8 protein-coding genes and 1 rRNA gene are annotated in these 6,345 nt (G+C 37.7%); all 9 read right to left on the bottom strand.

Annotated features, from left to right (window positions below; all coding sequences use genetic code 11):
• Positions 1-19: 19 nt before the first annotated feature.
• Positions 20-379 carry a DNA replication initiation control protein YabA gene (gene yabA, locus ABDZ91_RS04690; RefSeq protein WP_343796806.1) on the bottom strand — a complete coding sequence of 120 codons (360 nt, stop codon included), beginning with the start codon at positions 377-379 and terminating at the stop codon, positions 20-22.
• A gap of 25 nt (positions 380-404) precedes the next feature.
• On the bottom strand, positions 405-1,220 hold the full coding sequence (locus tag ABDZ91_RS04695) for a PSP1 domain-containing protein (protein ID WP_343796807.1): 816 nt from the start codon (positions 1,218-1,220) through the stop codon (positions 405-407).
• Positions 1,213-2,220 carry a DNA polymerase III subunit delta' gene (gene holB, locus ABDZ91_RS04700; protein ID WP_343796809.1) on the bottom strand — a complete coding sequence of 336 codons (1,008 nt, stop codon included), beginning with the start codon at positions 2,218-2,220 and terminating at the stop codon, positions 1,213-1,215. Before holB ends, ABDZ91_RS04695 begins: the two co-directional genes overlap by 8 nt.
• An 11-nt stretch (positions 2,221-2,231) precedes the next feature.
• Positions 2,232-2,672: a YaaR family protein gene (locus tag ABDZ91_RS04705; protein WP_343796811.1), complete on the bottom strand. Its 441-nt coding sequence runs from the start codon at positions 2,670-2,672 to the stop codon at positions 2,232-2,234.
• 15 nt (positions 2,673-2,687) lie between these two features.
• A complete protein-coding gene (locus ABDZ91_RS04710) occupies positions 2,688-3,017 on the bottom strand; it encodes a cyclic-di-AMP receptor (protein ID WP_343796812.1) in 330 nt (109 codons plus the stop codon).
• A gap of 225 nt (positions 3,018-3,242) precedes the next feature.
• Positions 3,243-3,887, bottom strand: a complete 645-nt coding sequence (tmk, locus tag ABDZ91_RS04715; protein ID WP_343796813.1) for a dTMP kinase — start codon at positions 3,885-3,887, stop codon at positions 3,243-3,245.
• Positions 3,888-3,900: 13 nt separating this feature from the next.
• Positions 3,901-5,334 carry an aminotransferase class I/II-fold pyridoxal phosphate-dependent enzyme gene (locus tag ABDZ91_RS04720; RefSeq protein WP_343796815.1) on the bottom strand — a complete coding sequence of 478 codons (1,434 nt, stop codon included), beginning with the start codon at positions 5,332-5,334 and terminating at the stop codon, positions 3,901-3,903.
• Between the two features lie 281 nt (positions 5,335-5,615).
• On the bottom strand, positions 5,616-5,819 hold the full coding sequence (locus ABDZ91_RS04725) for a sigma factor G inhibitor Gin (RefSeq protein WP_343796817.1): 204 nt from the start codon (positions 5,817-5,819) through the stop codon (positions 5,616-5,618).
• 440 nt (positions 5,820-6,259) lie between these two features.
• Positions 6,260-6,345: ribosomal RNA gene (gene rrf / locus ABDZ91_RS04730) — 5S ribosomal RNA — on the bottom strand; the annotation flags it as partial.

Consider the following 6,345-nt stretch of genomic DNA (forward strand, 5'->3'; position numbering starts at 1 on the left):
ACGGAAGACTCTCATCCAATTACTTTTTATTGAGAAAAGATAAACAAAAAAGGCAATCTCCCTCTTTACGAGGGCTTCCAAAATGTAGATTGCAAATGTGAAAGCCTTCTTGATATAGTCTCGCCAGGTTATCGTACCCTTCGCCCACATCAACCGTACGGCTATCATCATCTGATGAATGACCTTCGCTCGTCTTTTGACCATTAGACGATGATGTTTGTTCTAACCTTTTTCGAAGGTGTTCATTTTCAATCTGTAACGTATTGTTCTCCTCTAAAATTTCTGCTAAATGCTGCTTCATTTCCCCAAGTTGTGTATACAAATGACCAATTTGTTGCTCTAAATTACTTAATGCATCAAATATTTCTTTTTTTTCCAAAGCCTATCCACCTCAAATTTGCGGATTAGTAGGAAACAGCATCCTGATTTCTGATTTCATCTAACGTATATTCTAGAACTCTTTCCTGCTCAGGGATTTCAACCTGTAATACTCTCTCTAGTATATTCAGTCCCACAATTTTCCCTTCTCCTAATGGAGTTTGAACTAATTCCCCTACATCTGGCAATTCATTTCTTGCTAACTCGTATTCATCATTTTCATACTTTAAACAACACATTAAACGACCACATAGACCAGATATCTTTGTAGGGTTTAAAGAAAGATTTTGATCCTTAGCCATTTTTATAGAGACAGGCTCGAAATCACCTAAGAATGTAGAACAACAAAGCATCCTTCCACATGGGCCAATTCCACCTAGCATTTTGGCCTCATCTCTTACACCGATTTGGCGAAGTTCAATTCTAGTCCGAAATATAGAAGCTAAATCCTTCACTAATTCTCTAAAATCAACACGTCCGTCTGCTGTAAAATAGAATATCACTTTATTCCGGTCAAATGTATATTCAACATCAACTAATTTCATATCTAGTCCATGTTCTTCTACTTTTTCACAACAAACATCATATGCCTCTTTTGCTGCATCTTTATTTTCCTCAACGATCATTCGATCCTTTTGATCTGCAATGCGTAAGACCTTTTTTAAAGGTAAAACCACATCATGCTCGTCCACTTCTTTCGGTCCGATAACGATTCGTCCGTATTCAACTCCTCGTACGGTCTCGACAATCACAAAATCGTCTTTTTGAAGCAAAAGATCACCAGGATCGAAATAATATATTTTACCAGCTTTCTTAAAACGAACGCCAACAACTTTAAACAACTGACGATCCCTCCTGCAAGTTCAGTACCATTTGTTCCATAAGGAGCTGGTTATTAGTATGGGCATCAAGCATACGCTTGGTGTGTAAAATGGTCTCTATTGATAAAAGAATCGTTTTCTGAGATAAATGTAAGGCTGACTGCTCTAATTCTTTCAAAAATCCTGGAAATGTAAGCCTTTCCCTTTTATCCATTTGTATAGATAATACGTCTCTATATATAAATAAGAACATATCTAGCCCTATATGAATCTGATCCCGATCTTGAAAATGCTTGTACCATTCTTGTTGAAGCCATAAAAGTGCTTCTCCTTCACTTTTTTGTATGGCTTCATATAATTTTAACACTTTTTTTCGTGCTTGTGCAAACCACTCATCATTTAGTAACAATAGAGCTTCATCTACATTTTGTGTTAACTGTGAAAGAAGCGTAGCCATATCTTGTGGTACACCTGATTCTACGAGTTGTTGAATTAACAGATTAGTAGATAAAGGACGAAATGAGATGATTTGACAGCGGGAAAGAATGGTACTTAGCATCTTTTGAACTTGTTCTGTGATCAAAATTGCTATCGTTTGTTGATGAGGTTCCTCAAGGAATTTTAGTAAACTGTTCGCAGCATTGGTCGTCATCCGGTCAGCATGGACAATCGTATAAAATTTCTTTGAAGATTCCATTCCCGACTTGGAGAATTCCTCCTGCAAGGCTTGTATTTGACCTTTTTTTATGGATTGACCATCTGGTTCAATCAGATGAACATCTGGATGATTTCCACTTTCAATCCTTTTACAATGGTGGCATTCACCACAAGGCATGTAATCATCAATAAGCTGATGGCAGAAGAAACTTTGTGCTAATAGTCGACTGGCTTCTAATTTACCAGTCCCTTTCGTACCTTCAAATAAATAAGCATGTGCTAATCGATCCCTGATTATAGCTTGTCGCAACATCTTTTCAGCTGTCGGTTGTTTCGTCTGTAAATGTGTCCATTTTTGAGTCAAGGGATCACCCCTTATGTGTATAGGTTAATCAATAACCCTTTTATTTCTCCGATCTCTTCCAGTAGTTGCAAGGAATCCTTTTCACTACTTCTTAACTCCTCAGTTAGATCAACTAATTTTTCATCGATTGTTTCAACAAGCCTTAACGTACGATTTTCGCCAAATCCACTCCAGCTTTTTGATTGTTTTAAACTTAAGCCATAATCAATGGCTTCTTTAACAAACCGTTTAACGAGGGTTTTGAATTTAGCTAAATCCTGAAAATGCCGAGAACGAACGAGTCGTTGGCCTGCTTGGTCGATTGAATTTAGCAACTTACCTAATTCCTCATTTTTCATTCTGTTGCCTTGTTTCTCAACAATCGAATGAAAAGAAGGACTGTTTAAATTAGCATGCTTGGAATCTTGACGAAGAGAATCTATTCCCACTCGTACCTCTTGTTGAATTTTCATATATTTCACATCCGTTTAGAAATGCATAAATTGTTCTACTGGTAATACAAATACGGTAGCCCCTCCAACTTCTACTTCTACTGGATAGGGTACATACGAATCTGCATTTCCACCCATTGGAGAAACTGGAGCAACCATTTGCTCTCTTGATTTACAATTGTCCCTAATGATATCTAACGCTTTTTGAACCCGTATATCTTCCGTCCCAATCATAAAAGTTGTATTCCCCGATTTTAAGAAACCACCCGTTGAGGCTAACTTTGTTGCTCTGAAATTGTGCTCCACCAGAGCATTTAATAAACGATTACTATCTTGGTCTTGAATTACAGCTAAGATTAGCTTCATGAAACTTTTCCTCCGTTTCTCTCTTTATCTGTATTATACCAATATATTATTGAAACGAAACATTGGTGAAAAGTCACTGTTGTAATATTTCAACCCACACACAAGCTGTCTTCATGTGGTTTATTCTAAAGGGTAATCGTACTATTATGATTCGAGCAAACCACTATTAAATCCTCTTTTTAAAAGCTGTTTTCTGATTGTTTCTTGCTTTTATACCATCAGCTACTATGAACGATTAGACCAAGAATGCAAAATTTTGGCCATTTTTTCTTCAATAGACTTATAAACTTCTTCAATGGACTGTTCTGCATTCATGTTGATAATTCGGTCAGGGAATTGACCAGCCACTAACAGATAGCCTTCTCTGACTCGCTTGTGAAAATCCATTGTTTCTAAATCAAGGCGATTAACTTCTCTACCTTTATGTTTTTCGATTCTTTCCATACCGACTTCCGGGCGAATATCAAAATAAAAAGTAGCATCAGGCATTAGATTTTCAATAGCAAATTGGTTAATTTCTAATACTTCTTGAATACCAATTCCTCTAGCATATCCTTGATAGACAAGGGATGCATCAATAAAACGGTCACAGAGAACAATTTTCCCCGCATCTAATGCTGGAATGACCTTTTCAACAAGATGCTGTCTTCTCGCTGCAGCATATAATAATGCTTCTGTTTTCGAATCCATTTCTGTATGTTCAGGGTTTAAAATAACCTCTCTAATTTTTTCAGCTATCTTAATACCACCAGGTTCCCTAGTTGTAACAATTGAATATTGGTCTTGAAAGTGCTCTGCGACCATTTTTAAAATCGTTGTTTTCCCAGCCCCTTCTGGACCTTCAAACGTAATAAATAAACCTTTAGCCACTGTAAGTCTCTCCTCACGCTAACACAAGAATGTACTGGTCCAAATCCCAGCCATCCCCTTGCACATGTATGTTATTTTTGCTGATTTCATGTAGGTATTGAATATGGTGTTGTTGAATGACCTCTCCTGGCATTAACAATGGAATTCCTGGCGGATATGGAATAATCATACCACCCGATACATGGCCAACTGCACTAGACAGCGACAGCCATTTCTTCTTGGTTTGTTTCACTTGATAAAGCGGAATCTCAGGTATATGAACCTTCGATTGGCCAAAGTCTCTATAATTCTTCATTTCTTCTTTTAATCGTTTAGTAAAATCATACGGGAGATTTTGTAGTGCTTCCTTAAGAACCTTTAAGTAACCAGTAGCCTGTTGTTCATGTTTCACTTTAAATAAAGGGAAAATAAGAAGAACATACCTAGGGTCTGAAAACTCAGGGAAAATCCCTTTGCCTTCTAAGTACCTTTGCAGAGTCTGACCATTTTCTCCACTAGACATCCGTATTGTTATCTTTAGTGGGTCATCATTTGAACGATCAATACATTCGATTGCTTGAATGCTATGTAAACAAGAGACAATTTCCTGACGATACTGTTGCCAAAAAACATAATCTTCATCTGAAAATGTCCCCAAATAGGAACGAGCATAATCTAATGATGCCATGATTAGATACGAAGGACTACTAGTCTGTAATATTGCTAAAGCTTCCCTAATCGTATGAGCATCGACTAATCCCTCTCTTATATGCAAGAAGGCTCCCATCGTTAAAGTCGGTAGCGTCTTATGAGCCGACTGGACAACAACATCAGCTCCTAGTTCAAAAGAAGAATGTGGAAATGGGCCTTTCCCAATAAAATGGGCCCCATGTGCCTCATCCACTAAAACAGGAAGGTCAACAGAATGGGCGAACTGTATTACTTCCTGAATCGGGTCAACCATTCCATAATAATTGGGATAGGTTAAAATAATTGCTTTAGCATGAGGATGCAGAGTCACTGCTTCTTTTACTGTATTAACAGCTACCCCTTTTGCTATTCCAGTTTCATAGTCATATTCAGGCTCCATAAAAACGGGCACTACCTTTGCAAGTATAAGTCCATGAATAATCGACTTATGGCAATTCCGCTGGACTAGTACTGTATCTCCCTCAGTACACGTCCCATATATCATAGAGAGATTACCAACGGTAGATCCCCCTACTAAAAATAAACTCTGATCACTGCGATATAAGCTTGTTAAAAGCTGTTGAGCCTCCATTATGATGCCTGTGGGATGATATAAGTCATCCATACCAGATATCTCAGTAATATCTGCAGCCAATATATTAGATTGTCCTTGAAACAACAAACCATTCTTATGACCTGGCACATGGAATGATGTTGAATTTAATTGGATGTGTTTATGAAGGGCTTTATATAGAGGCATACGCTCCTGAATATCCATGAGGAAGCTAGCTCCTTTTTCTTTCAAATAAATTAATTGTATCAACGATTGAAACAGGAAACAAGCCGATTCAAGAAACGAATAGAGATTATAAAGAAAACTTGCCGATTGGCGAGCCTTTAGGCGGTGATTAGGTGTAGTTTCCCTTATACTTCAATCCTAAAAATCTTGACCACGTCGATTATACATCTGTGCTAAAATTTTATACTTTCTTAATGTGAAAAAAATAAGCCAAGGTATCCCTATATAAAAAGGGCTCCTCGACTCCTAAATACTCTAAATTAAGAAAAGATTTGTACACTCTTAATCTTTCTTAACTTTTCAATAAAATATCGGTATAACGGCTCTGACGGTTCAACAGATAGCATTGTCTTTTCACATTCTACACAAAGAAAAGATGTATTAAGGTGAATCCCCAATTCTTTCTCCTCTTCACAGACGATACACAATTCTTTGTACTCTCCTGACTTTTGAATTGCGGTCATCAATCTCCACCTCCATACTGTTAGGATGGACAATTTTATCTAGTACTATTCAAAATTTGCATTGTTTTCCGAATTGTTTTATCACATTACTATACCATATGGGCAATAGCCCGGTTATGTGTATGTCCGTTTAAAGGACATACACAAGAGTTTTCACATTTTGTTGGGATTCGGAACTTAGGCTACTCTTTTCGGAACTCAGGCTACGGGTGTACTCCATTCGTACATCCGTAGCTCTTCTTTAGCCGGATCTTAATAAATAAAGTACTTGGTAACCGACTTTTATTTAAATTTTAATCAAGAGCCGGTTATCTTTTCGGCGGCTATCGGAAAAGTTTAGCCTACTATCAGAAATAATACATGCTCTATCAGAAAAGTTCTCCTACATGTCCCTATCAACCATACAAAAAAGCAACCTAATCATTAGGTTGCTTCACTTTACCTGGCAACGTCCTACTCTCACAGGGGGACAGCCCCCAACTACCATCGGCGCTGAGAAGCTTAACTTCCGTGTTCGGGATGGGAA

Origin of the sequence: Bacillus carboniphilus, from assembly GCF_039522365.1 — a bacterium.
Lineage (GTDB): Bacteria > Bacillota > Bacilli > Bacillales > JC228 > Bacillus_BF > Bacillus_BF carboniphilus.

What these genes read in the sequence shown, in the direction of transcription:
- ABDZ91_RS04705 (WP_343796811.1), bottom strand. Translation starts at nt 2,672, where the DNA reads ATGAAAATTCAACAAGAGGTACGAGTGGGAATAGATTCTCTTCGTCAA.
- ABDZ91_RS04710 (WP_343796812.1), bottom strand. Translation starts at nt 3,017, where the DNA reads ATGAAGCTAATCTTAGCTGTAATTCAAGACCAAGATAGTAATCGTTTA.
- ABDZ91_RS04720 (WP_343796815.1), bottom strand. Translation starts at nt 5,334, where the DNA reads ATGGATATTCAGGAGCGTATGCCTCTATATAAAGCCCTTCATAAACAC.
- ABDZ91_RS04725 (WP_343796817.1), bottom strand. Translation starts at nt 5,819, where the DNA reads ATGACCGCAATTCAAAAGTCAGGAGAGTACAAAGAATTGTGTATCGTC.